This window comes from Acidovorax benzenivorans (assembly GCF_028680575.1).
In the GTDB taxonomy this organism is placed as follows: Bacteria; Pseudomonadota; Gammaproteobacteria; order Burkholderiales; family Burkholderiaceae_C; genus Acidovorax; species Acidovorax benzenivorans.
In genome coordinates this window covers 143,528-168,846 of record NZ_JAPCKI010000002.1, presented here as the reverse complement: position 1 = coordinate 168,846, position 25,319 = coordinate 143,528, and the positions used below count along the sequence as shown (strand labels likewise).

The window sequence follows — 25,319 nt, the reverse complement described above, 5'->3', positions numbered from 1 at the left end:
CAGTGCACCAGGGCCGTGCACTGCCGCATTTGTAACAACAGCGACTATGCAGATCGGGCATAGGACCATCCTCAACGCTCATGACACATTCAGTTGTTATTGCCTACACTGCACCGACCTCGGCGCCGACCCATCAGGCGCACTGCGGCCGGCGGGCACCGTTATTGCTTCGTGCCAAGGCCCACCGTTTGATCACGCTTTGATCTTTTTCGAGACCCAAGGACCCCCATGTCGGCTGCTTCCACCCTCAAATCCCTGTCGATCTCCAGCCGGCTCAGCCTGGGCTTCGGCTGCATGCTGGTGCTCGTCGTGGCGGTGGCGGCACTGGGTCAGCTGTCCGTGGGCAAGGTGCACGAGCAGATGATCCAGATCACCGGCGTGGGCGCCAACAAGGCCAAGCTGGTCAACGGCATGCTGGAAAGCGTGAGTGCCATCGGCATCCAGAGCCGGTCGGCCGCCATGCTCAACGACATCGACCCCAAGCAGGCGCGCGAGCAGATCGTGGCCGTGGGCAAGACGCTCAAGGAATACGCCACCCAGGAAGCCGCCCTGACAGAGCTGCTCACCCCCACCACGGCCACCCCCGCAGAGCTCAAGCTGCTGGGCGAAGTGCAGGCCCTGGGCAGCAAGACCCGCCCCGAGCTTGACAGCGCCATCAAGGCAGCCGACGACGGCGACACGGTGAGCGCCACCCTGGCGCTGATGACACGTGTGGCCCCCGCAGAAACGGCCTGGCGCGCCAAGCTGCGCGAGTTGATCGAGCTGCAGAACACCCTGAACGCCGAAGCCACCGCCTCCACCGAACAAACCCAGAGCAGCGCCCGAGTGGTGGGTGGGCTGCTGGTGCTGCTGGCCATCGGGCTGGGCGCGCTGATTGCCTGGCGCATCACAACCAGCATCACCGCCCCCATCGGCCGCGCGGTGGTGGTGGCCGAGCGCATTGCGCGCGGCGACCTCACCTCACAAGTCGAAGTGCGCATCCACGACGAGACCGGCCGCCTGCTCGAAGCCATCGCCGCCATGCAAGAGCGCCTGCGCACCCTGGTGGGCGAGATCGGCCAGACCGCCGACTCCATCCTGGTGGCCAGCTCCGAAGTGGCCTCGGGCAACCTGGACCTGAGCCAGCGCACCGAACAGACCTCGCACAACCTGCAAAGCGCGGCCAGCTCGCTGGTGGACCTGACCGGCACGGTGTCGCAAAGCGCCGACTCGGCCCGCCAGGCCAACCAACTCGCGTCCACCGCGTCCGATGCGGCCACACGCGGCGGTGAAGTGGTAGGCCAGGTGGTGCGCACCATGGACACCATCAGCGCCAGCTCGCGCAAGATCGCCGACATCATCAGTGTGATCGACGGCATCGCGTTCCAGACCAACATCCTCGCGCTCAATGCCGCCGTCGAGGCCGCCCGCGCGGGTGAGCAGGGCCGGGGCTTTGCGGTGGTGGCGGGCGAGGTGCGCAACCTGGCCGGCCGCTCTGCCAACGCCGCGCGCGAGATCAAGGCCCTGATCGACACCAGCGTGGACCAGGTGCAAGAGGGCAGCACGCTCGTCAACCACGCAGGCAAGACCATTGAAGAACTGGTGCAGTCGGTGCGCCGTGTGTCCGACATCATGGGCGAGATCACCGCTGCCACGCAGGAGCAAAGCCAGCGCATCGGCCATGTGAGCCAGTCCGTGGGTGCGCTGGAAGAAATGACCCAGCAAAACGCCGCGCTGGTGGAAGAAGGCGCCGCCGCTGCCGACAGCCTCAAGGACCAGGCCGGGCGCCTGACGCAGATGGTGGGCACCTTCCGCCTCACGCGCGGCGGGGGCGACGACAACAGCTGGGGCACAGCCAGCCCCTCCGCATCGCCCGTGGCGGTGCCAGCGCCCACACGCACGGCAGCCCCGCGCCATCTGGCCTCAGCCACATCCCGCGCTCCCGCACTGCCGCGCAGCTAACTGGCATCGAAAACTGGCGCGCCCCAAGCGAGGGACGCCAAGCAAGGGACGCCCCGCACCGAGGCGCGCAGCGCCTCAGGGGGGAGTCACACTCGATCGCAGCGCCGCCAGGTCCAGCACCCGCAGGCCGCCATACTCCACCCGGATCGTGCCCTGCGCCTCCAGCGCCGCCAGCGCCTCGTTCACCCGCTGGCGCGACAGGCCCACCAGGTAAGCCAGCTCCTGCTGCGTGATGCGCAGCACCTCGCCCACACCCGGGTACAGCACGGGGTTGAACAGTGACGCGAGGCTGCGCGCCACGCGCACATCGGGGTTGTTCAGGCGGTCAATCTCGCGGGCCGCAATGAATTGGCCCAGGCGCTCGTTGAGCTGGTTCATCACAAAGCGGTTGAAGCCGATGGAATGGTCCAGCAGCCAGTGGAAGCTGTCGATGGGCAGCCCCGCCACCACGCTCTTGCGCAGGGCCTGGATGTTGTAGCGGTAAGGCTCGCGCTTGATGGTGGTGCCCTCGCCAAACCAGCCGCCGGGCGGCAGGCCCGCATAGGTCATGGTCTGGCCCTGGGCGTTGTCGGTGCTCATCTTGAGCAGGCCCTCCACCACCCCAAACCAATAGGTGACCGGGCGCCCCACGCGGCACACGTAGTCGCCTGCCTTGGCGTCACCCACCAGCAACGAGGCCACGGCGCGCTCTCGCTCGGCGGGCAGCAGCAGGTGGAGCCACGGAATGCCATCGAGCTCCTGCGGCGTGGGTGACCGGCGGCGTTGGTGCAGCGACAGATCCTGGTGGGTGCGTGGGTCCATGGCGCAAAGGTTCTCACGAAAAGGGGCATCCCACAGCCGTCCTGAGATGCGGGAATACCACGACCCCAATTGTCGTCAGAACGACAAAAAAATGCCAATCGTGACGGGATGATGTCGCTTCGCGCCCCGGCCGCACAGGGCCACAGCCCCCCCGAGGAGACAAGCACCATGACCCAACACCCTTCAACCACCACCCGCACCAGCGCCCCGTTGCAACCCGCCGCGCCCCCCCTGGCCCGCCGACAGGTGCTGGCCGCCGCAGCAGCCACCGCAACGGCCGTCGGCCTGCCCGGACTGGGCTGGAGTGGTGCGGCCCGCGCGCAGGAGGGCGCAATCAAGATTGCGCAATCCACCGCCCTCACCGGCCCGCTGGGCGATCTGGGGTCGGCCATGCACCAGGGCGCCAAAGCCGCGTTTGCGGGCATCAATGCACGCGGCGGCATCCACGGCAAGGCCATTGAACTCGTCACACAGGACGACACGTACGACGTGCCCAAGGCGCTGGCCAATGTGGAGCAGTTTCTGGCCGAGCCGGGGTACTTCGCGCTGTTCAACTGCATGGGCACGCCCATGATCGACGCCATGCTGCCCAAGGTGATCGACAGCGGCATCCCGTTTTTTGCGCCCTTCACCGGCGCACAGCTCAGCCGCACCAAGAACGCCCGCAACGTGTTCAACATTCGCGCCAGCTATGCCGACGAGGCCGAGAAGCTGGTGCAGCACCTGTCCACCATCGGCATCCAGCGCATTGGCATCGTCTACCAGAACAACTCGTTCGGCAAAGAGGTGTTCAACGCGGCCAAGCAGTCCATGGACCGGCTCAAGCTGCCCGAGGCCGTCACGGTGACGGTGGAGAACAACGCCTCGGACGCGGGCAGTGCCGCGGCCAAGCTGGCTGGCGGCAACCTGGAGGCCATCGTGATTGGCCTGGCGGGCAAGCCCACGCTGGAGTTTGTGAAGGCGTTCCGCGCGCTCAAGCGGGGTGTGACGTTGTATGCGCTGTCGGTCATGGGTACCCCGGCCACCGTCAAGGCCCTGGGTGCGGACGCCACCGGCATGGCGATTTCGCAGGTGGTGCCCCTGCCCTCCAACGTGGTGATGCCCGTGGTGCGCGAGTTCCAGGCGGCCTGGAAGGCCTCGGGCGCCACGGCCGAGCCCTCGCACCTGGCGCTGGAGGGTTACATCAACGCCCGGGTGTTTGCCGAGGCCCTGCAGCGCGCAGGCCGCAACCCCACACGCGCAGCCTTCATCGACGCCACCTGGAACCTGAAAAAGTGGGACCTCGGCGGGTTCGAGATCAGCGCCAGCACGCCCGACCGCAATGCCTCGCGTTTTGTGGAACTGACGCTGGTGGGCCGCGAGGGGCGGTTTTTGCGGTAACGCCTGCGCACCGTGGCGCCTTTGCCAGCGGGTGCAAACCACGCGCCACCAAGCCATGCCGGTTCTGCACTGGCTCCAACTGGGGCGCTGGGACGTCGGGGCTTCCTCTACAGGGCCCAGCCACAAAACTATCAATTTGATAGCTATCAGCGCTTATTACACGGGCACCACATGCCGATTTGACTCAAAACCGGCTATTGCGAAGCCAGTCCGTACCGGTAGCCCTTGAACGACCAGATGGTGCGGCTGGGCTCGATCTTCTCCAGCAGCAGGCCCGGCCCGGCGGGGTCGCCCTCGTGCAGCACCTGGCCGTTGACGATGGCCATGCGGTACACCGGGTTGCTGGAATAGGTGACGCCAGAGATCTTGAGCGACGGCAACTGCGCCCGCACAGACTCGGGCAAGTCGGCCTGAGCGAACACCGTGCCTGTTGCTGCAGGAGCCGTTGTCGCTGCAGCCGCCGGGCTGGCGGCGGCAGTGTCCGGCGCGCGTGGGGCGGGGGCCACCGGTGCGCGATCGCGGGGGGCAGGCTCTGCAGGCCGTGACCGGGTCGGCTCTGGCGCGGCGGGGCGCGCTGTCACGGACGCACTGGGGGGCGACACAGGTCGCTCCCGCTGCGCCGCCGCACGGGCCGATGGGGCAGGCACCAGGGCAGGCGCTGGAGCCAGCACTGGTGCGGCGGGAGGGGCCGCCGCAGGCTCGGGCGCGGCGGCCGCTGCTGGGGCTGCCGCCGTAGACGCAACCGCAGGCATGGCCGGTGCCACGGCAGCGGACGTAGCGGGAGCAGCCGCCACCACCACAGCATCCACGGGTGCAGGCCGCTGCAATAGCCACCAGGTACCGCCTGCCGCCACAGCGGCCACCGCCGTCACCGCCACCGTCAGCAGCACCGGGCTGATGGCCGACCGCCCTGCCACCGGCACGGCACCGGGCACAGGCACCGCCTGGGTGTGGATGCCGGGCACAGCGCCACGGCCCCGCTCAGCTTCTGCGCGCCGCAGCGCGTCAAGGATGTAAGACACAGGGTTCAGCCTCCGGTGCGCAAGCGCGGTTCGCTCACACCGTTGACACGGTTGAGCAGCATGAGGGTCAAGGGGCCCGCCCGGCCGTCCGGGGTCACCCCTTGGGCCAGCTGGAAGCGCTGGATGCGCGACTGACGCTGGGCAGGCGTGGTCGCGCGGTTGGGCGCAGCGACTGCAGCGCGCGTGCCCCCGGCCGCAGCCGTGGCCAGTTGCTGGTCCAGCCAGACGGCGCCTGCAGGGGTCTCTGCCAAGTCACCCTTGTCGGGCATGTCGGGCGGCGTGCGCCACAGCGTTGCGATGTCGCCGCGCCACACCTGGGCCAGCTCGGCCACGGGCACACGCACGGTGTGGCCCGCGCCTTCCAGCGTGGCCGTGTCGCCATCCAGGCGGCGCAGCACGGCAGCCACCGCCACGTCACCCTCTTCGGACGGGAACAGCGTGAGCAGCACCGGGCGGTCCATCTGCCGCACCAGGTTCAGGCCCGCGCGGCGGTTGCGGTAGCAGCGCAGGCCGTCGCGGGGCAATGCGGCACATGCATCAGCGCCATCGGCAACACTGGCACCCCAGGCCGAGGCCAGCGCCTGCCAGGCGGCGGTGTCGCTGGCGGGCAGTGCGGCCACAAACTGCTGCAGGTCCGACATGGCCACCGGCACCGCGCCGCGCGGGGCCGAGGCCCCTGCCGCAGGGACTGCGGGCGTTAACCCCGCTGTGCGGGCAGCACCGCTCGGTGGCGCGCTGGCTTCCGTTTTGCTGACCATGGCGCCCGAAGTCCCGGCAGATGACACGGCGCCTTGCCGAGACCATTGCGGCCAGGCCCCCAGCGCCCAGCCGCCCGCCACCAGCGCTGCACCCGCCATCACGCCCAGGCCCGCCACCGCCCAGCGCGGCCACAGGCCCCAGGCGTTGCGCGCGGCAGCGGCCGACGCGGGCGCATCAAACACCTCAGCCGCCGCGCGCTGGACGATCCGGGCGCTGACCTCGCGCACCCCGGCGGCATAAGCGCCCAGCAGTGCCCGGTCGCACAGCAGGTTGATGCGCCGGGGAATGCCGCGCGACAGCGCGTGCACCCGCCGGATGGCGCTGCGGCTGAAGGGCAGCGGCCCTTGCAGGCCCGCCACGGCCAGGCGGTGGGCAATGTACTGCTGGGTCTCCTGCGCACTCAGCGCGTCGAGGTGAAAACGCGCAATTACCCGCTGTGCCAGTTGCTCCAGGGCGGGGCTGGCAACCATGGTGCGCAGCTCGGGCTGGCCGATGAGGATGATCTGCAGCAGCTTGCGCTCGCTGGTTTCCAGGTTGGTCAACAGGCGCAGTTGCTCCAGCACGTCGGCCGACAGGTTTTGTGCCTCGTCGATGATGAGCACGGTGTTGCGCCCGGCGCCATGCGCCGCCAGCAGCGAGGCGTTGAGCGGATCGATGTAGTCCTTGACCGTCTCCACCCCCGCCACCGAAGGCTGGTGTGGCACACCGAACTCATCGCAAATGGACCGCAGCAGCTCACCCACCGTGAGCTTGGGGTTGAAGATGTAGGCCACATTGCAGTGCGACGGGATCTGCTCCAGAAAGCAGCGGCACACCGTGGTCTTGCCCGCGCCCACCTCGCCGGTGAGCAGCACAAAACCGCCACCTGCGTCCAACCCGTACAGCAAATGCGCCAGCGCCTCGCGGTGCCGCTCGCTCATGAACAGGTAGCGGGGGTCGGGGGCAATGGAGAACGGCGGATGCTGGAGGCCGAAGAACGGGACGTACATGCGAACAAGCATACCGCCGGGCCAAGGCAGGGTTTTACCCGACAGGTAGTTTCCCGTAAATTGTCGTCAGAAAGACAAGATAACGTCAAAGTGCGTCCTAGCATCGGGCCCAACACGCAAACACAAGCTTGCGAGCCCGGCAGTCACTGGGCTGACACCTTCTCACTTTCAGGAACCAGCAATGTTGACCACGTTCCCGCAACTGCTGCTCAAGCACGCCGCCGAGCGCCCCGATGCCCCGGCCCTGCGCGAAAAAGAATATGGCATCTGGCAAACCCACAGCTGGGCCGACCTGGTGCGGCTGGTGGAACAGGTGGCGGCCGGCCTGCACCAGGCGGGCCTGAAAAGCCACGAACACATGGTGGTGGTGGGCGCCAACCGCCCCCGCCTGTACGCCACCATGCTGGCCGCCCAGTCGCTGGGCGCCATCCCCGTGCCGCTGTACCAGGACGCCGTGGCCGCCGAATGTATTTTCCCGCTCAACAACGCCGAGGTGCGTTTTTGCCTGGTGGAAGACCAGGAGCAGGTGGACAAGCTGCTCGAAATCCGCGAGCAATGCCCGCAGATCTCCAACATCTACTTTGACGACCCGCGTGGCCTGCGCAACTACGCAGAGCAGGGTCTGGCCTCGCTGGATGCCCTGATCGAGTCCGGCAAGGCGTTCGCGGCGAAGAACCCCGGCTGGTTCAAGGCGGAGGTGGCCAAGGTCCAGCCGAGCGACGTGGCCGCGATGTTCTTCACCTCGGGCACCACAGGCAACCCCAAGGGCGTGGTGCACACCCACAGCACACTGCTCGACCGCGCCAGCGCGGGCGCCGAGTTCGACAAGCTCACCAGCTCCGAGGAAGTGCTGGCCTACCTGCCGCCCGCATGGATCGGGCAGAACATCTTCAGCTACGCCCAGTGGCTGGCCTGCGGCTACGTGGTCAACTGCCCCGAGTCGGCCAGCACCGTGACCATCGACCTGAAGGAAGTGGGCCCCACCTACTACTTTGCGCCCCCCCGCATTTTTGAAGGCCTGCTGACCAGCGTGATGATCCGCATGGAAGACGCTGGCACCCTCAAGCGCAAGATGTTTGAGGCCTGCATGAGCGTGGCCAAACGCGTGGGCCCGGCCTTGATGGACGGCGAGCCCGTGGGCACGCTGGACCGCATCAAGTACGCGCTGGGCAACCTGCTGGTGTACGGCCCGCTGCGCAACAACCTGGGTTTCAGCCGCGTGCGCGTGGCCTACACGGCAGGCGAGGCCATTGGCCCCGACCTGTTCACCTTCTACCGCTCCATCGGCATCAACTTGAAGCAGCTGTACGGCTCCACCGAAACCGCCGTGTTCGTGTGCCTGCAGCCCGACAACCAGGCGCGCGCCGACACCGTAGGTGTGCCCATCCGTGGCGTGCAGATCAAAGTGGCCGACAACGGCGAGATCCTGGTCAAGTCGGCAGGCTTGCTCAAGGAATACTACAAAAACCCCGCTGCCACAGCCGAGGTGCTGACGGCCGATGGCTGGTACCACACCAGTGATGCGGGCTTTCTGGACGCACACGGCCACCTCAAGATCATCGACCGCGTGAAGGACGTGGGCCGCATCCAGGGCGGCGCCAACGACGGAGCCATGTTTGCGCCCAAGTATGTGGAGAACAAGCTCAAGTTCTTCCCGCACATCAAGGAAGTGGTGGCGCTGGGCGACAAGCGCGAGAAGGTCTGCGTGATGGTCAACATCGACTTCGACGCCGTGGGCAACTGGGCCGAGCGCCGCAACCTGCCCTACGCGGGCTACACCGACCTGGCCCAAAAGCCCGAGGTGTATGAATTGATCCGCGAATGCATCGAGAAGGTGAACGCCGACCTGGCCAACGACACCATGCTGGCAGGCAGCCAGGTGAGCCGCTTCCTGGTGCTGCACAAGGAGCTGGACGCCGACGACGGCGAACTCACCCGCACCAACAAGGTCCGCCGGGGCTTCATCGCCGACAAGTACGGCGTGCTGGTGGACGCCCTCTACGCAGGCCGCGCCGAGCAGTACATCGAGACCCAGGTCAAGTTCGAGGACGGCCGCACAGGCAGCGTGAGCGCCACGCTCAAGATCTCGGACGCGAAGACCTTCACCCCCGTCAAGACCGCCGCATGAAACCCGCGCTCTACCCGCTGGAGAAGCCCCCCACCATGACCACTAAGAAGATCGGCGACGTCATCCTCGACGTCAAGAACATCAGCCTCCGGTTTGGCGGGGTGAAGGCGCTCACCGACATCTCCTTCAACGTGAAGGAGCACGAGATCCGCGCCATCATCGGCCCCAACGGCGCAGGCAAAAGCTCCATGCTCAACTGCATCAACGGCGTGTACACGCCGTCCGAAGGCTCCATCACCTTCCGGGGCAAGACGTTTGACCACATGAACTCGCGCCAGGTGGCCGAGATGGGCGTGGCCCGCACGTTCCAGAACCTGGCACTGTTCAAGGGCATGAGCGTGATCGACAACATCATGACCGGCCGCAACCTCAAGATCAAAAGCAACCTGCTGATGCAGGCGCTGCGCATCGGCCCGGCCGAGCGCGAGGAGATCCGCCACCGCGAGTACGTCGAACACATCATCGACTTCCTCGAAATCCAGGCCTACCGCAAGACCCCCGTGGGCCAGTTGCCCTACGGCCTGCAAAAGCGCGTGGACCTGGGCCGCGCCCTGGCCATGGAGCCGCAGGTGCTGCTGCTCGATGAACCCATGGCCGGCATGAACGTGGAAGAGAAGCAGGACATGTGCCGCTTTATCCTGGACGTGAACGACGAGTTCGGCACCACCATCGTGCTCATCGAGCACGACATGGGCGTGGTGATGGATATCAGCGACCGCGTGGTGGTGCTGGACTACGGCAAGAAGATCGGCGACGGCAGCCCCGACGAAGTGCGCAACAACGAAGACGTGATCAGTGCCTATCTGGGCACGAGCCACTAAGGGCGGGAGAAAAACAATGGCATTCTTTCTCGAAACACTGATCGGCGGCCTCATGGCCGGCATGCTGTATTCGCTGGTGGCGCTGGGTTTTGTGCTGATCTACAAAGCCTCTGGCGTGTTCAACTTTGCGCAGGGCGCGATGGTGCTGTTTGCAGCGCTGGCCATGGCCCGCTTTGCCGAGTGGATCCCCAAGTGGACCGGCATCGACAACCCCATCGTGGCCAACCTTGCTGCTTTCGTTATTGCAGGCGCCATCATGTTTGTGGTGGCCTGGCTGATTGAAAAGCTGGTGCTGCGTCACCTGGTGAACCAGGAGGGCGCCACGCTGCTCATGGCCACGCTGGGCATCACCTACTTCATGGAAGGCCTGGGCCAGACGCTGTTTGGCAGCGACATCTACAAGATCGACGTGGGCATGCCCAAGGAGCCGATCTTTGCGCTGGAGTCCATGTTCCAGGGCGGCATCCTGATCAACAAGGAAGACGTGATTGCCGCCGCCATTGCCGCTGCGCTGGTGGCCCTGCTGTCGGTGTTCTTCCAGAAAACCTCCACCGGCCGCGCACTGCGTGCCGTGGCCGACGACCACCAGGCGGCGCAATCCATCGGCATTCCACTCAACCGCATCTGGGTGATCGTGTGGTGCGTGGCGGGCGTCGTGGCCCTGGTGGCCGGGATGATCTGGGGCAGCAAGCTGGGTGTGCAGTTCTCGCTGACCACGGTGGCACTGCGTGCACTGCCGGTGGTGATCCTGGGCGGCCTGACATCTGTGCCCGGCGCCATCATCGGCGGGCTGATCATCGGCGTGGGCGAGAAGCTGTCCGAGGTGTACCTGGGCCCGTTCGTGGGCGGGGGCATCGAGATCTGGTTTGCGTATGTGCTGGCGCTGGTGTTCTTGCTGTTCCGCCCCCAAGGGTTGTTTGGCGAGAAGATCATCGACCGCGTGTAACCCATAACAGCAAGAACAGGAGACTTCCATGCTCTACCGCGAAAACGGCCAGTTCAAGACCAGCTACCGCGCCGACCAGCAGATCTTCCCGATCGCGCAGGACCGCATCGCCATTGCGGTGCTGCTGGCTGTCGCCTTTCTGGTCGTGCCCATGCTGGCCAGCGACTACATCTTCCGCGCCATCCTGATCCCCTTCGTCATCATGGCGCTGGCGGCCCTGGGGGTGAACATCCTGGTGGGCTACTGCGGGCAGATCTCGCTGGGCTCGGGCGCCTTCATGGCGGTGGGCGCCTACGGGGCCTACAACTTCTTTGTGCGCTTTCCAGGCATGCCGCTGATTCCGGCACTCATCCTGGGTGGGCTGTGCGCCACGTTCTTCGGTATCCTGTTCGGGCTGCCCAGCCTGCGCGTGAAGGGACTGTATCTGGCGGTGGCCACGCTGGCAGCGCAATTCTTCAGTGACTGGATGTTCCTGCGCATCAAGTGGTTCACCAACAACTCCGACTCGGGCTCGGTGTCGGTGAACAACCTGCAGGTGTTCGGTTTGCCCATCGAGAGCGCCACCAGCAAGTACATCTTCTGCCTGGCCCTGCTGGTGGTCGTGGCCCTGCTGGCCAAGAACCTGGTGCGCGGCGCCATTGGCCGCGAGTGGATGGCCATCCGCGACATGGACGTGGCCGCCGCCGTGATCGGTATCCGCCCCATGTACGCCAAGCTCAGCGCGTTTGCCGTCAGCTCCTTCATCGTGGGCATGGCCGGTGCACTGTGGGCCTTTGTGCACCTGGGGGCGTGGGAGCCTGCGGCCTTCTCGGTGGAGATTTCGTTTCGCCTGCTGTTCATGGTGATCATCGGCGGGCTGGGTTCGATCATGGGCGGCTTCTTTGGTGCGGCCTTCATCGTGGTGCTGCCCATCGTGCTCAACCAGTTCCTGCCCGCCTTCATGGGGTTGTTTGGCATCGAGGTGTCCACGGCAGGCGTGTCGCACGCCGAGCTGATGATCTTCGGCGCGCTGATCGTGTGGTTCCTGATCGTGGAGCCTCATGGCTTGGCCAAGCTGTGGTCCACCGGCAAGCAGAAGTTGCGCCTGTGGCCCTTCCCCCATTGACCGGTCCGCGCTGCAGGAAACCCCTTACTCGCAAGTCCCGATACGTGCCTGTCGCATTGCCGCGTTCACTCACTGTCTATCCGTCCTGTTTTCCCCCGTGCTTCAACACATTCATCCAAAGGAGACATCCATGAAGCTTTCGAAACTCGTGATCGCCGCGGCGGTGGTTGCTGCCGGTGCATCGTCCGTCACGACGAGCGCCTTCGCGCAAGCCAAGGAGCAGTTCTTCCCGCTGCTGTCCTACCGCACCGGTCCCTATGCCCCTAACGGCGTGCCATGGGCCAACGGCAAGCAGGACTACATCAAGATGATCAACGCCCGCGACGGCGGTATCAACGGTGTGAAGCTGACCTTTGAAGAATGTGAAACCGGCTATGCCACCGACCGTGGCGTGGAATGCTACGAACGCCTCAAGAGCCGTCCCGGCGTGTCGCTGTTTGACCCCCAGGCCACCGGCATCACGTTTGCACTGACCGAAAAAGCCCCCGTGGACAAGATTCCGCTGATGACGCTGGGCTATGGCCTGTCGGTGGCGCAGGACGGCCAGGCGTTCAAGTGGAACTTCCCCTACATGGGCAGCTACTGGACCGGCGCCGACATCCTGATCCAGCACATTGGCAAGGCCAATGGCGGCCTGGACAAGCTCAAGGGCAAGAAGATCGCGCTGGTGTACCACGACAGCCCGTTTGGCAAGGAACCCATCCCGCTGCTGCAAGAGCGCGCCAAGATGCACGGCTTTGAGCTGCAGATGCTGCCCGTGACCGCGCCCGGCGTGGAGCAAAAAGCCACCTGGCTGCAAGTGCGCCAGAGCCGCCCCGACTACGTGCTGCTGTGGGGCTGGGGCGTGATGAACTCCACCGCCCTCAAGGAAGCCCAGGCCACCGGCTACCCCCGCGACAAGATGTACGGCGTGTGGTGGGCCGGTGCCGAGCCCGATGTGCGTGACGTGGGCGACGGCGCCAAGGGCTACAACGCGCTGGCACTGAACACCTCGGGCCAGCAGCCCAAGGTGATCCAGGACATCCTGAAGAACGTGCACGACAAGGGCCAGGGCACGGGTCCCAAGGACGAAGTGGGTTCGGTGCTGTACACGCGTGGCGTGATCATCCAGATGCTGGCCGTCGAAGCGGTGCGCCGTGCGCAGGAGCGTTTTGGCAAGGGCAAGGTCATGACCGGCGAACAAGTGCGCTGGGGCATGGAAAACCTGGCCCTGGACCAGAAGAAGCTGGACGCACTGGGCTTCAAGGACGTGATGCGCCCCTTGTCCACCAGCTGCGCCGACCACATGGGCTCCACCTGGGCGCGCGTGCACACCTGGGACGGCAAGAAGTTCAACTTCTCGTCCGACTGGTACCAGGCCGATGAGCAGATCCTGAAGCCCATGGTCAAGGCCGGTGCGGACAAGTACCTGGCAGACAAGAAGATGACGCGCCGCGATGCGGCGGACTGCCAGTCTTGAGGACATCCCCCTGAGCGGCTGCGCCGCTTCCCCCTTCTCTCTTAGCGCTTCGCGCTGCGGGAAGGGGGACGCCACCAGCGCGGCGGGGCAGCCCTTGCGCGGTGGCGCTGGCCTGGGCAGCGACAGTTTCAAGGGCCAGTGAACAGCGGTTGCCTCTTTGGCAGCCGCCAATCCAAAGGGTTGTGCAACAGCTCTTTGGATTGGTACAGGAAGGCAACACCATGGACTCCAACAGCAATATTGTTCTCAACGTCAACGGCATCGAGGTCATCTACAACCACGTGATCCTGGTGCTCAAGGGCGTCTCGCTGCAGGTGCGCGAGGGCTCCATCGTGGCCATCCTGGGGGGTAACGGGGCGGGCAAGACGACGACCCTGCGCGCCATCTCCAACCTGCTGCAGGGGGAGCGCGGCGCGGTCACCAAGGGCTCGATCGAGCTGCGTGGCGAGCGCATCGAAAACCTCTCGCCGGCCGACCTGGTGCAGCGCGGTGTGGTGCAGGTGATGGAGGGGCGGCACTGCTTTGCCCACCTGACCATCGAAGAGAACCTGATGACGGGCAGCTACACCCGCACCAGCAAGGCCGAGATCGCGGCCAACCTGGAGAAGGTCTACAACTACTTTCCGCGCCTCAAGACACGCCGCACCTCGCAGGCAGCCTACACCTCGGGCGGCGAGCAGCAGATGTGCGCCATCGGCCGCGCGCTGATGGCCAACCCCAGCATGGTGCTGCTTGATGAGCCCTCGATGGGCCTGGCCCCACAGATCGTGGAGGAGGTGTTCAACATCGTGAAGGACCTGAACACCAAGGAGAAGGTCACCTTCTTGCTGGCCGAGCAGAACACCAACATGGCGCTCAAATATTCGGACTACGGCTACATCATGGAAAGCGGCCGTGTGGTGATGGACGGCGCTGCGAGCGACCTGGCCAACAACGAAGACGTCAAGGAGTTCTACCTGGGCGTGGGCGGTGGCGAGCGCAAGAGTTTCAAGGATGTCAAAAGCTACAAGCGGCGCAAGCGCTGGTTGGCTTGAGGAGCCCCCTGTGGCGCTGCGCGCCTTCCCCCTCAGGGGGACGCACCCGGTGGCCTGGCAAAGCCAGTTCCACGGGTGCGCTGGTGGGTTAGCGCGGGCGACCAGGGCCGTGTTCCTTTTCAGACCTCAAACGGAATCACTCTCAATTTCATAGCTGCTTACGCTTGATAGAAAAGCGCTAGAGGCATATTTCACCCAAACAACCTCACAAGGAAACCCAGGCATGAGCACGTTTTATGACGCCCTGGAAACCCGCAGCCCCGCAGAGCGCGAAGCGGCCCTGATGGCCGCGCTGCCGCAGCAGATCGCCCATGCCCAGAAGGCATCGCCCGCGTTTGCCAGCATTCTGGCGGGCGTGGATGCCGCCACCATCACCAGCCGCGCTGCGCTGGCGCAACTGCCCGTCACGCGCAAGTACGAGCTGCTGGAGCGCCAGCAGGCGGGCCGCGCCGCCAACGTGTTTGGCGGCTTCAGCGCACTGGGCTTTGGCGCGGGCATGACGCGCGTGTTTGCCAGCCCCGGCACCATCTACGAGCCCGAGGGCACGCGGCGCGACTACTGGCGCATGGCGCGGGCGATCCACGCGGCGGGCTTTCGCGGCGGGGAGCTTATCCACAACAGCTTCAGCTACCACTTCGTGCCTGCGGGCTCGATGATGGAAACCGGCGCCCACGCCCTGGGCTGCACCGTGTTCCCCGGTGGTACCGGCCAGACCGAGCAGCAGGTGCAGGCCATGGCCGAGCTGCAGCCTGCGGGCTACATCGGCACGCCCAGCTTTCTGAAAATCATTGTCGAGAAGGCCACCGAGATGGGGGTAGCGCTGCCCACGGTAACCAAGGCGCTGGTGTCGGGCGAGGCCTTTCCGCCCTCGCTGCGCGACTGGTTTGCCGAGCACGGTATCGCGGGTTACCAGTGCTACGCCACGGCCGACCTGGGGCTCATCGCTTATGAAACCTCAGCCCGCGAAGGCCTGGTGCTCGACGAGGGCGTGATCGTCGAAATCGTGCGCCCCGGCACCGGCGACCCGGTGCCCGAGGGCGAGGTGGGCGAGTTGGTCATCACCACGCTCAACCCCGACTACCCGCTGGTCCGCTTTGGCACGGGCGACCTGTCGGCCGTGCTGCCGGGCCAGTGCCCCACGGGCCGCACCAACACCCGCATCAAAGGCTGGATGGGCCGGGCCGACCAGACCACCAAGGTGCGCGGCATGTTTGTGCACCCAGGGCAGATCGCCACCATTGCCCGGCGCTTTCCGCAGGTGCAGCGCGCACGGCTCGTCGTCAGCGGCGAAATGGCCAACGACCAGATGGTGCTGCAGGTAGAGACCACCGAGACCGCTGAGGGCCTGGCCCACCAGCTCAGCGACGCCATCCGCGAAGTGACCAAGCTGCGCGGCGAAGTGCAGATGGTGCCGCCCGGCACGTTGCCCAACGACGGCAAGGTCATCGAAGACGCCCGCAGCTACAAGTAGCTCCACCGGAGCCGGTTGGCGATCTCGCAGGAGATCGCCAACCGGCCCTCAGTGCCCGCCAGAAAGAGTGGCACATGCCCGCGCTGACACCACAATGTGCATACACATCAATGACCGAGGCGGTCCAAAGCCTTGCGGCAGCGCAAAACATGCCCACTGAGCGCGCCGGGGCACCGCAGTGTTTACCCTAACAAACGCTACATATTCAATAGCACAAAAGGCAATATATACGGGCGCCACAGGCCCATTTAGTTCAAAGACCATGCGACTGGTGTGCTACGTACTATCCGCAATGTTGCCGGAAATGCCCCTCGCTATCATGGCCCGTCATTTACAGGAGCATCCATGAAAACAACGCTGAGACTCGCCGTCGTCGCTGCTGCCGCAGTGGCCGCCTTTGGCGCCCACGCCCAGGACTTCCCCGCCAAGGACAAGACCGTCACCATCGTGGTGCCCTTTGCGGCAGGCGGCCCCACCGACCGAGTGGCGCGCGACTTGGCCGAGGCACTGCGCAAGCCTTTGGGCGCTACCGTGGTGGTGGACAACACTGCCGGCGCAGGCAGCTCCATCGGCGCAGCCCGCGTAGCCCGTGCAACACCCGATGGCTACACGCTACTGCTCAACCACATTGGCATGTCCACCATGCCTGCGCTGTACCGCAAGCTGCCGTTCAGCGTGCCCAACGACTTTGAATACCTGGGCATGGTCAACGATGTGCCCATGACGCTGATCGCTCGGCCCACCATGCCTGCGAACAACTTCAAGGAACTCTCCGCCTGGATCCAGCAGAACAAGGGCAAGATCAACCTGGGCAACGCCGGCCTGGGCGCAGCGTCGCACCTGTGCGGCCTGATGTTCCAGAGCGCCATGCAGGTGGACATGACCCCCGTACCCTACAAGGGCACGGCCCCCGCCATCACCGACCTGATCGGCGGCCAGATCGACCTGCTGTGCGACCAGACCACCAACACCACCAGCCAGATTGAAGGCAAGAAGGTCAAGGCCTACGCCGTGACCACCCCCAAGCGCCTGACCACCCCGGCCCTGAAGGATCTGCCGACCCTGGCGGAGTCTGGACTGAAGGACTTCAACGTCAGCATCTGGCACGGCCTGTACGCGCCCAAGGGCACGCCAGCCCCCGTCGTGACCAAGATCAATGAAGCCCTCAAGGTGGCACTGAAGGACCCCGACTTCATCAAGAAGCAAGAAGCCCTGGGCGCCGTGGTCGTCACCGACAAACGCATGGAACCCGCCGAGCACAAGAAGTTTGTGCAGTCCGAAATCGACAAGTGGGGCGCTGTGATCAAGGCTGCAGGCACCTACGCGGACTGATCTCCCTTGCGCCTTGGGCAGGCCTGCCACGCAGTCCTCCCCTGCCCTTTCAAAGCCGCCGCATCACACGATGCGCTGCGGCTTTTTTCATGCCTGTTCGTTGGGGCCGCTGGTGGGTCGTGCACGGGGCCAACACACGGCCCGCAGCACCGCCGCACCTTAGTAGCCCGATTGGGGTTATCCATCTGCACCAATGGCGACAGCACGCGTAGAACCGGGGGACAACAACGTACACCTCATCAAGACAAGGAACCCCATGGCACACCGTCCCGCTCACACCACCACCCACCCGACCCACCCCATCGCCACCACAGCCACGAGGGGCGCTGTGCAACAACAGTCCGCACGCCGCAAGGCACTGGCCCTCACCGCCAGTGCCATCGCGCTGGCCTGCGCTGCAGCATGGCTGCCTGCAACCGTACGCGCCCAGGGTGCATGGCCCACCAAGCCCGTGCGCATCGTCGTGCCCTTTGCCCCCGGTGGCACCACCGACATCCTGGCCCGCGCCATGGCGCCCGAGCTGTCCAAGGCCTTCGGCCAGCAATTCATCGTGGACAACCGCGCAGGCGCGGGCGGCAACGTGGGTGCAGAGATCGTGGCCAAGTCGCCCGGCGACGGCTACACGCTGCTGATGGGCACCGTGGGCACCCACGGCATCAACCGCGCGCTGTACGCCAAGCTGCCCTACGACCCCATCAAGGACTTCGCGCCCATCACCCTGGTGGCCGCCGTGCCCAACGTGATGGTGATGAACGCCGACAAGGCCAAGGCCCAGGGCATTCACAACGTGCAGGATTTCATCCGCGTGGCCAAGGCCAACCCCGGCAAGATGAACATGGCGTCCAGCGGCAATGGCACCTCCATCCACCTGGCCGGTGAGCTGTTCAAGAGCATGACAGGCACCTTCATGCTGCACCTGCCTTACCGGGGCTCAGGCCCGGCCCTCATGGACATGGTGGCGGGCAACGCCGACGTGATGTTCGACAACCTGCCCTCGTCGATGGCGCAGATCAAGGCGGGCAAACTCACCGCACTGGCCGTGACCAGCTCAGAACGCTCCAGCGCTCTGCCCGACGTGCCTACCGTAGAGCAAGCGGGCGGCCCCACGCTCAAGGGCTACGAGGCCAGCTCCTGGTTCGGCCTGCTGGCCCCGGCAGGCACACCCGCTGACGTCGTCAACCGCATTCAGCAGGAAGTGGCCAAGTCACTGGCCACGCCTGCCATGAAGGAGCGGCTGCTGGCCCAGGGCGCCATCCCCGGCGGCAACACCCCGGCCGAATTTGCCAAGCACATCGACAACGAGCACAAGAAGTGGGCGCAGGTGGTGAAGACGTCGGGGGCGAAGGTGGATTGATGGAGCCGTCACGCAGGCCATTCTGGCCACGCGCGCACCGGCGGTAGGCCCCGGCCCATGCCGGGCATGTGTGCGCACAACGCGTGCCCGGCGCCCACCTGAATGAAGAACCGGCTCAAAGCGCCTGCGATCAGGTCACGCCCCCCACACCACATCCACATCGGCCGCCGCACTGCGCTTGAGCATCTCGATGAACGGCGCGGCGCGCTGGCGAAGGCGCACAACATCGCTGCGCTCCTCGACCGCCGCTTCATCGTTTTCCTGGGCCTCGGGCTGTGCTTCGTCGGCGATCACGGCCGCCTCCAGCGCGGCAATGGCGACGGGGATCTGGGCAGCGGTCACGATGCCGCTGGCGCCGGGAGTCTTGCCGATGATGGCCACGATCTGGCGCCCCTGGGGTTCGAGCATGATCAGGTCGGCGGTGGCGCGGGATTTGAACTTGTAGAGCATGGTCAAGGGCCTATCGGAGAAGGTTGCCGGGGTCCGCGTACATGTGGTCGCGGGTGAACGGATAGCCCGATTGTGCGCCGGGCAAAGAGCCCCTGGTCGTGTCGCCGTCCGGCTTGATGGCCAGCATCTGATGCAGCGCCATCCAGCCACGTTCAAACCCCAGGGCGCTGCCCGCAAGGTACAGGCGGTACGCACGCAAGACCTTGTCACCCTGCAGCGCCCCACCTGGTGCGGCCAGCACCTCACGGGCTGCAGGCAATCGGGCTTCGAGCCCGTCGGACCACGCCCACAGCGTGCGCGCGTAGTGCGGGCGCAGGTTCTCGGTGTCCACCATTTCCAGGCCTGCGCGGGCCATGTCATGCAGCACCGTGCTCACATGCAACAGCTCGCCGCCCGGGAAGATGTACTGCTCGATGAAATCACCCATGCCCGCGCCCAGTTGCGCGTTGTCTGCGCCACCCGCCGTGATGCCGTGGTTCAGCACCAGCCCGCCGGGCCGCAGCAGGCGGGCCACGGTGTCGAAATAGCGGCCCATCTGCGCGCGGCCCACGTGCTCGAACATGCCCACCGAGGCAATTTTGTCGAACGGCTGCTGCACTTGTAGCGCACGGTAGTCCACCAGCTGCATGCGTACGCGCCCCTGCAGCCCACGCCCTTCAATAAGCCGCAGCACATGCGCATGCTGGTTGCGCGACAGCGTGATGCCCGTGGCATCCACGCCGTAGTGTTCGGCCGCCCACAGCAGCAGACCGCCCCAGCCCGCACCAATGTCCAGGAACCGGTCGCCGGGCTGCAGCTGCAGCTTGCGGCAGATGTGGTCGAGCTTGGCCTCTTGCGCCTGGGCCAGTGTCAGGTCTGGTGAGCGGTAGTAGGCACACGAATACACGCGGCGCGGGTCCAGCCACAGCGCGTAGAAGTCGTCCGACAGGTCGTAGTGAAACTGCACATGCCGCGCATCATGCGCCAGCGTGTGTACGGCCATGGAGCGCGCTCGCGCCAACACCCGCTGCCACCAGCCGTGGTGCTGGTCGCGGGCCGGGTCGCGGGTCAACAGGCCCGCAGCGGCGGCCATCAGGTCGCGCATGCCGCCTTCCAGCGCCACGCGCCCTTCCACGATGGCCGCCCCCACATTGCCGATCTCGCCCGTGGCCAGCGCCACCAGTGCCATGCGGTCACGAAAGCGCAGAGTTACAGCAGGCTCGGACGCGCCCAATTGCTGGCCCGCAGGCAACTGGACGGCCATCGGCACCGGCAAGGTCGCCAGCCGCCCCTCCAGGGTGTGCAGCAAGTGCTTCATGCTGCGCATCTTGAAAAGTTTGCTGCACTGCGTCAACACCCCGCGATGGCATCAGGGGTTTCGCCGGGAAGGCCCCATTGACAGCAATTTGTTTAAGCCTAAACTATTTTGGCATGAACATCCTCTGCATTGGCGGTGGGCCCGCCGGTCTCTACTTCGCCCTGCTCATGAAGCAGCAAAACCCCGCGCACCGCGTCACGGTGGTCGAACGCAACCGGCCGTTCGACACCTTTGGCTGGGGCGTGGTGCTGTCGGACCAGACGCTGGCCAACCTGCAGGCGGCCGACGCCCCCACGGCCGCGCTGATTGGCGATGCGTTCAACCACTGGGACGATATCGAAGTGTTCTTCAAGGGGCGCAGCGTGCGCTCCACAGGCCACGGTTTTTGTGGCATTGGCCGCAAGCGGCTGCTCAACATCCTGCAGGACCGGTGCCTGGCGGTAGGCGTGGAGCTGGTGTTCGAGACCGATGTGGCCGACGACCAGGCGCTGGCCGCGCAGTACAACGCTGACCTGGTGATAGCGAGCGACGGCCTCAACAGCCGCATCCGCACGCGCTACGCCAGCACCTACCAGCCCGACATCGACCTGCGTGCGTGCCGTTTTGTCTGGCTGGGTACGCACAAAAAACTGGATGCTTTTACGTTTGCTTTCGAGCAGACCGAGCATGGCTGGTTTCAGGCGCACGCCTACCAGTTCGACGCCGACACCTCCACCTTCATCATCGAAACGCCGGAGGCCGTGTGGAAGGCCCATGGCCTGGATGCCATGGAGCAGCCCGAGGCGATTGCGTTTTGCGAGAAGCTGTTTGCCAAGTACCTGGACGGCAACGCGCTCATCAGCAACGCCACGCACCTGCGCGGCTCGGCCAACTGGATTCGTTTTCCGCGCGTGATCTGCAACACCTGGGTGCATCGCGAGACCATCGGCGGCAAGCAGGTGCCTATCGTGCTGATGGGCGACGCAGCGCACACGGCACATTTCTCCATCGGCAGCGGCACCAAGCTCGCGCTGGAAGACGCCATCGACCTCGCCAACGAGTTCGTCACCGGCTTGCCTATCAACGAGGTGCTGCAGCACTACGAGGCGCGGCGCAGTGTGGAGGTGCTCAAGATCCAGAACGCCGCGCGCAACAGCACCGAATGGTTCGAGAACGTGGGCCGCTACACCGGCATGCCCATCGAGCAGTTCACCTACTCGCTGCTTACGCGCAGCCAACGCATCAGCCACGAGAACCTGCGCCTGCGCGATGCAGCGTGGCTGGAGGGCTACGAAGCTTGGCTCGCGGGCGGCAAGGCAGCGATTCCGCCCATGCTCACGCCGTTCACGCTGCGCAGCGTGACGCTCAAGAACCGCATCGTCGTCTCGCCCATGGCCACCTACAGCGCGGTCGAGGGCGTGCCGCAGGACTTCCACCTGGTGCACCTGGGCGCCCGCGCGCTCGGCGGCGCCGCGCTGGTGATGGTGGAGATGACCAGCCCCACGCCCGAGGGCCGCATCACCCCCGCCTGCCCCGGCCTGTGGAACGACACGCAGCAAGCGGCCTTTGCGCGCATCGTGAACTTTGTGCACGGCAGCAGCACAGCCAAGATCGGCCTGCAGCTGGGCCACAGCGGCCCCAAGGGCTCCACACGCGTGGGCTGGGAAGGCACGGACGAGCCACTGGAGACGGGCAACTGGCCTCTGCTGGCCGCCAGCCCCATCGCCTATGGCCCACAGAACCAGACGCCCGCCGCCATGAATCGCGCCGACATGGACCGGCTCACTGCCGCATTTATCGCCAGCGCCCAGCGCGCCGTGGCCTGTGGCTTTGACTGGCTGGAGCTGCACTGCGCGCACGGCTACCTGCTGGCCAGCTTTTTGAGCCCCGCCACCAACCAGCGCACGGACGAATACGGCGGTAGCCTGGACAACCGCTGCCGCTACCCGCTCGAGGTGTTCACCGCGCTGCGCGCCTTGTGGCCCGCCGACAAACCGATGAGCGTGCGCATCTCGGCCCACGATTGGCTCCCCGATGGAAATACCGCTGACGACGCGATTGCCATCGCACGCTTGTTCAAGGCTGCGGGCGCCGACCTGATCGATGTGTCCTCCGGCCAGACCACACGCGACTCGCGCCCGGTGTATGGCCGCATGTACCAGACGCCGTTTGCCGACCGCATCCGCAACGAGGTGGGCATTGCCACCATGGCCGTGGGCGCGATCACCGAGGCCGACCACGCCAACAGCATCATTGCGGCTGGCCGTGCCGACCTGTGCGCCATTGCGCGCCCGCACCTGGCCGACCCGGCCTGGACGCAACACGCCGCCGCGCAACTGAGCCCCGTGGCCGCCGCGCACACCGACTGGCCCGTGCAGTACACCAGCGGCCGCGACCAGATGCTGCGCGAGATATCCAAACAAAAACAGCTTGCAGCGCTTACCAATCAAGCGCAGACAGCTACCAAAAACAGAGCACCCGAGGAAGAAGGCTAGCCATGGACCTCGAAGCCCGCCTGCACGGCGCCGCCCCCAGCGAACACCCCGAGGCCTTGCGCCTGTGGCTGCGCCTGCTCACCTGCACCCAGCTCATCGAAAAGCAGGTGCGCAGCCACCTGCGCGCGCAGTTCGACACCACGCTGCCCCGCTTCGACCTGATGGCGCAGCTGGAGCGCGCGCCGGACGGCATGAAGATGAAGGAGCTCTCGCGCCGCATGATGGTGACGAGCGGCAACATCACCGGCATCACCGACCAGCTCGTGGCCGAAGGGCTGGTGGAACGCATGGACGTGGAAGGCGACCGCCGCGCGTACCTGGTGCGCCTCACGCCGCAAGGCCGCGAGCAGTTCAACACCATGGCGCGCCAGCACGAGCAATGGATCGTCGAGGCCTTTTCCACGCTGGGCGAGCGCGACATCGCCACCTTGTACCGCTTGCTGGGCAAGGTCAAAGAACACACACAAAACAACTCTTTGGAGACAGCCGAATGAAGCACTACATCGGGGCGAGCAACCCTATGCGCGAGCAGTTCAACCCGCAGGCCAGCTACGTGGCTGAGCACTTCGCATGGAACTTTGCCGATGGCGTGGGCACCGTCACGCTGAACCGGCCGGACCGCAAGAACCCGCTCACCTTCCAGAGCTATGCGGAGCTGCGCGACTTCTTCTACGCGCTGCGCTTTGCCACCGATGTGAAAGCCATCGTCGTCACCGGCGCGGGCGGCAACTTCTGCTCGGGCGGCGACGTGCACGAGATCATCGGCCCGCTCACCACCATGACCATGCCCGAACTGCTGGAGTTCACGCGCATGACCGGCGACCTCATCAAGGCCATGCGCGCCTGCCCGCAGCCCGTGCTGGGCGCCATCGACGGCATCTGCGCCGGTGCGGGAGCCATGATGGCGCTGGCCTGCGACATGCGCTACGGCACCGAGGCGACCAAGACCGCGTTCTTGTTCACCCGCGTGGGCCTGGCCGGGGCCGACATGGGCGCCTGCGCGCTGCTGCCGCGCATGATCGGCCAGGGCCGCGCCAGCGAGCTGCTGTTCTCCGGCCGAGCGATGACCGCGCACGAAGGCCTGGCCTGGGGCTTTTTCAACGACCTGTATGAAAGCGCCGACCTGCTGGTCAACGTGCAAGCCACGGCGCGCGCACTGGCGAGCGGCCCCACCTTCGCCCACGGCATGACCAAGACCATGCTGGGCCAGGAGTGGAGCATGACCATCGAGCAGGCCATCGAAGCCGAAGCGCAGGCCCAGGCCATCTGCATGCAGACCGAAGACTTCCGGCGTGCGTATGAGGCGTTTGCGGCCAAGCAGAAACCCGTGTTTCAAGGAGATTGAGCGCATGCATGTCGCCACGCCCCCCGCCCCTTGCCCGCCTTCGACAGCGCACCTGGCCCTGCCCTTCTTTGACGACGCTCACCGCGCGCTGGCCAAGGGCCTGGTGCCCTGGGCCGCCGCACAAGAGGTCGATGAAACCGACGACCGCGCCGCCTGCCGCGACTGGGTGAAACGCCTGGGCGCGGGCGGCTGGCTGCGCTACTGCGTGCCTGCCGCGCACGGCGGCGCGCTGCCCGCGCTGGACTCGCGCGCGCTGGTGCTGCTGCGCGAGACACTGGCCTACCACTCGCCGCTGGCGGACTTTGCGTTTGCGATGCAGGGGCTGGGCAGCGGCGCGATCACGCTGGCGGGCAGCCCCGCGCAGCAGGCGCACTACCTGCAAGGTGTGGCGCGCGGCGAACTGATCGCGGCGTTTGCACTGAGCGAGCCCGAGGCGGGGTCCGACGTTGGCGCTATGCAAACGATAGCTATTAATGCTTATCCATCAAGCGCTAGCGGCCAAAAAGACTCATATTCCCTGACCGGCACCAAGACCTGGATCAGCAATGGCGGCATTGCGGACTTCTACTGCGTGTTTGCCAAGACCGACCCGGCGGGTGGAACGCGCGGCATCAGCGCGTTCATCGTCGATGCGAACACGCCGGGCCTGGACGCCTCGCGCCATATCCATGTGATGGCTCCCCACCCGCTGGCCACGCTGCAGTTCACCAACTGCAGCGTGCCCGCCACCGCGCTGCTGGGCGACGAGAACGGCGGCTTCAAGCTCGCCATGCGCACGCTCGACATCTTCCGCGCGTCGGTCGCCGCCGCTGCCCTGGGCATGGCGCGCCGCGCGCTGGCCGAGGCCGTGCACCACGCCCGCCAGCGCCGCATGTTCGGCCAGACGCTCGCGGACTTCCAGCTCACGCAGGCCAAGATCGGCGAGATGGCCGCGCTGGTGGACAGCGCCGCGCTGCTCACCTACCGCGCGGCCTGGCTGCGCGACACCGGCCAGGCGCGCGTGACTGCCGAAGCGGCGATGGCCAAGATGACCGCCACTGAAAACGCCCAGCGCGTCATCGACATGGCGCTGCAGCTGCACGGCGGGCGCGGCGTGGAAGTGGGCAGCAAGGTCGAATCGCTGTACCGCGACATCCGCTCGCTGCGCATCTACGAAGGCGCCACCGAAGTGCAGCAGCTCATCATCGGTAAGGCCGTTTTGCAGGAGTAAT

20 protein-coding genes are annotated in these 25,319 nt (G+C 65.8%); 15 read left to right on the top strand and 5 right to left on the bottom strand.

The window, feature by feature from the left end; all coding sequences use genetic code 11:
• The first annotated feature begins 228 nt into the window (after positions 1 to 228).
• On the top strand, positions 229 to 1,941 hold the full coding sequence (locus OIN59_RS04240) for a methyl-accepting chemotaxis protein (protein WP_274107416.1): 1,713 nt from the start codon (positions 229 to 231) through the stop codon (positions 1,939 to 1,941).
• Between the two features lie 75 nt (positions 1,942 to 2,016).
• Here OIN59_RS04240 and OIN59_RS04235 read toward each other — a convergent pair whose 3' ends face one another.
• Complete coding sequence (locus OIN59_RS04235) at positions 2,017 to 2,742, bottom strand: Crp/Fnr family transcriptional regulator (RefSeq protein ID WP_274107414.1); 726 nt, start codon at positions 2,740 to 2,742, stop codon at positions 2,017 to 2,019.
• 168 nt (positions 2,743 to 2,910) lie between these two features.
• Here OIN59_RS04235 and OIN59_RS04230 point away from each other — a divergent pair, with 168 nt between their 5' ends.
• On the top strand, positions 2,911 to 4,122 hold the full coding sequence (locus OIN59_RS04230; RefSeq protein WP_274107412.1) for an ABC transporter substrate-binding protein: 1,212 nt from the start codon (positions 2,911 to 2,913) through the stop codon (positions 4,120 to 4,122).
• Between the two features lie 194 nt (positions 4,123 to 4,316).
• Here the strand turns inward: OIN59_RS04230 and OIN59_RS04225 are convergent, their stop codons facing one another.
• Entirely contained in the window at positions 4,317 to 5,144 is an 828-nt protein-coding gene (locus tag OIN59_RS04225) for a general secretion pathway protein GspB (protein WP_274107410.1), read from the bottom strand.
• 5 nt (positions 5,145 to 5,149) lie between these two features.
• Positions 5,150 to 6,892, bottom strand: a complete 1,743-nt coding sequence (locus OIN59_RS04220; protein WP_274108072.1) for an AAA family ATPase — start codon at positions 6,890 to 6,892, stop codon at positions 5,150 to 5,152.
• Between the two features lie 181 nt (positions 6,893 to 7,073).
• Here OIN59_RS04220 and OIN59_RS04215 point away from each other — a divergent pair, with 181 nt between their 5' ends.
• The 9 genes from OIN59_RS04215 to OIN59_RS04175 all read left to right on the top strand — a co-directional run bounded on the left by OIN59_RS04215 (position 7,074) and on the right by OIN59_RS04175 (position 18,542).
• A complete protein-coding gene (locus tag OIN59_RS04215) occupies positions 7,074 to 9,020 on the top strand; it encodes an AMP-dependent synthetase/ligase (protein ID WP_274107408.1) in 1,947 nt (648 codons plus the stop codon).
• Positions 9,021 to 9,055: 35 nt separating this feature from the next.
• Positions 9,056 to 9,841 carry an ABC transporter ATP-binding protein gene (locus OIN59_RS04210; protein WP_274108070.1) on the top strand — a complete coding sequence of 262 codons (786 nt, stop codon included), beginning with the start codon at positions 9,056 to 9,058 and terminating at the stop codon, positions 9,839 to 9,841.
• 16 nt (positions 9,842 to 9,857) lie between these two features.
• Positions 9,858 to 10,787 carry a branched-chain amino acid ABC transporter permease gene (locus OIN59_RS04205; RefSeq protein ID WP_274107406.1) on the top strand — a complete coding sequence of 310 codons (930 nt, stop codon included), beginning with the start codon at positions 9,858 to 9,860 and terminating at the stop codon, positions 10,785 to 10,787.
• Between the two features lie 28 nt (positions 10,788 to 10,815).
• The gene (locus OIN59_RS04200; RefSeq protein WP_274107404.1) at positions 10,816 to 11,892 is read left to right on the top strand and encodes a branched-chain amino acid ABC transporter permease; all 1,077 of its coding nucleotides are present in this window, start codon (positions 10,816 to 10,818) and stop codon (positions 11,890 to 11,892) included.
• 130 nt (positions 11,893 to 12,022) lie between these two features.
• On the top strand, positions 12,023 to 13,351 hold the full coding sequence (locus OIN59_RS04195) for an ABC transporter substrate-binding protein (RefSeq protein ID WP_274107402.1): 1,329 nt from the start codon (positions 12,023 to 12,025) through the stop codon (positions 13,349 to 13,351).
• Between the two features lie 221 nt (positions 13,352 to 13,572).
• The gene (locus tag OIN59_RS04190) at positions 13,573 to 14,385 is read left to right on the top strand and encodes an ABC transporter ATP-binding protein (RefSeq protein WP_056060067.1); all 813 of its coding nucleotides are present in this window, start codon (positions 13,573 to 13,575) and stop codon (positions 14,383 to 14,385) included.
• 223 nt (positions 14,386 to 14,608) lie between these two features.
• Positions 14,609 to 15,856: a phenylacetate--CoA ligase family protein gene (locus tag OIN59_RS04185; protein ID WP_274107397.1), complete on the top strand. Its 1,248-nt coding sequence runs from the start codon at positions 14,609 to 14,611 to the stop codon at positions 15,854 to 15,856.
• 345 nt (positions 15,857 to 16,201) lie between these two features.
• Entirely contained in the window at positions 16,202 to 17,188 is a 987-nt protein-coding gene (locus tag OIN59_RS04180) for a tripartite tricarboxylate transporter substrate-binding protein (protein ID WP_274107395.1), read from the top strand.
• 256 nt (positions 17,189 to 17,444) lie between these two features.
• Positions 17,445 to 18,542 (top strand): Bug family tripartite tricarboxylate transporter substrate binding protein, encoded by a 1,098-nt coding sequence (locus tag OIN59_RS04175; protein ID WP_407655053.1) that lies wholly within the window; start codon positions 17,445 to 17,447, stop codon positions 18,540 to 18,542.
• A gap of 135 nt (positions 18,543 to 18,677) precedes the next feature.
• Here OIN59_RS04175 and OIN59_RS04170 read toward each other — a convergent pair whose 3' ends face one another.
• Both OIN59_RS04170 and OIN59_RS04165 read right to left on the bottom strand, forming a co-directional pair.
• Positions 18,678 to 18,992, bottom strand: a complete 315-nt coding sequence (locus OIN59_RS04170) for a DUF1840 domain-containing protein (RefSeq protein ID WP_274107393.1) — start codon at positions 18,990 to 18,992, stop codon at positions 18,678 to 18,680.
• A gap of 10 nt (positions 18,993 to 19,002) precedes the next feature.
• Positions 19,003 to 20,289 carry a class I SAM-dependent methyltransferase gene (locus tag OIN59_RS04165; protein ID WP_274107391.1) on the bottom strand — a complete coding sequence of 429 codons (1,287 nt, stop codon included), beginning with the start codon at positions 20,287 to 20,289 and terminating at the stop codon, positions 19,003 to 19,005.
• Positions 20,290 to 20,402: 113 nt separating this feature from the next.
• Between OIN59_RS04165 and OIN59_RS04160 the strand changes: the two genes are divergently transcribed.
• From OIN59_RS04160 to OIN59_RS04145, 4 genes are read left to right on the top strand one after another with little or no spacing between them, the layout of a single operon-like run.
• Positions 20,403 to 22,763 carry a bifunctional salicylyl-CoA 5-hydroxylase/oxidoreductase gene (locus OIN59_RS04160; RefSeq protein WP_274107389.1) on the top strand — a complete coding sequence of 787 codons (2,361 nt, stop codon included), beginning with the start codon at positions 20,403 to 20,405 and terminating at the stop codon, positions 22,761 to 22,763.
• Between the two features lie 2 nt (positions 22,764 to 22,765).
• On the top strand, positions 22,766 to 23,257 hold the full coding sequence (locus OIN59_RS04155) for a MarR family winged helix-turn-helix transcriptional regulator (RefSeq protein WP_274107387.1): 492 nt from the start codon (positions 22,766 to 22,768) through the stop codon (positions 23,255 to 23,257).
• The gene (locus OIN59_RS04150) at positions 23,254 to 24,108 is read left to right on the top strand and encodes an enoyl-CoA hydratase family protein (RefSeq protein WP_274107385.1); all 855 of its coding nucleotides are present in this window, start codon (positions 23,254 to 23,256) and stop codon (positions 24,106 to 24,108) included. The genes OIN59_RS04155 and OIN59_RS04150 overlap by 4 nt, the downstream gene beginning before the upstream one ends.
• Before the next feature lie 4 nt (positions 24,109 to 24,112).
• A complete protein-coding gene (locus tag OIN59_RS04145) occupies positions 24,113 to 25,318 on the top strand; it encodes an acyl-CoA dehydrogenase family protein (protein ID WP_274107383.1) in 1,206 nt (401 codons plus the stop codon).
• Position 25,319: the final 1 nt, after the last annotated feature.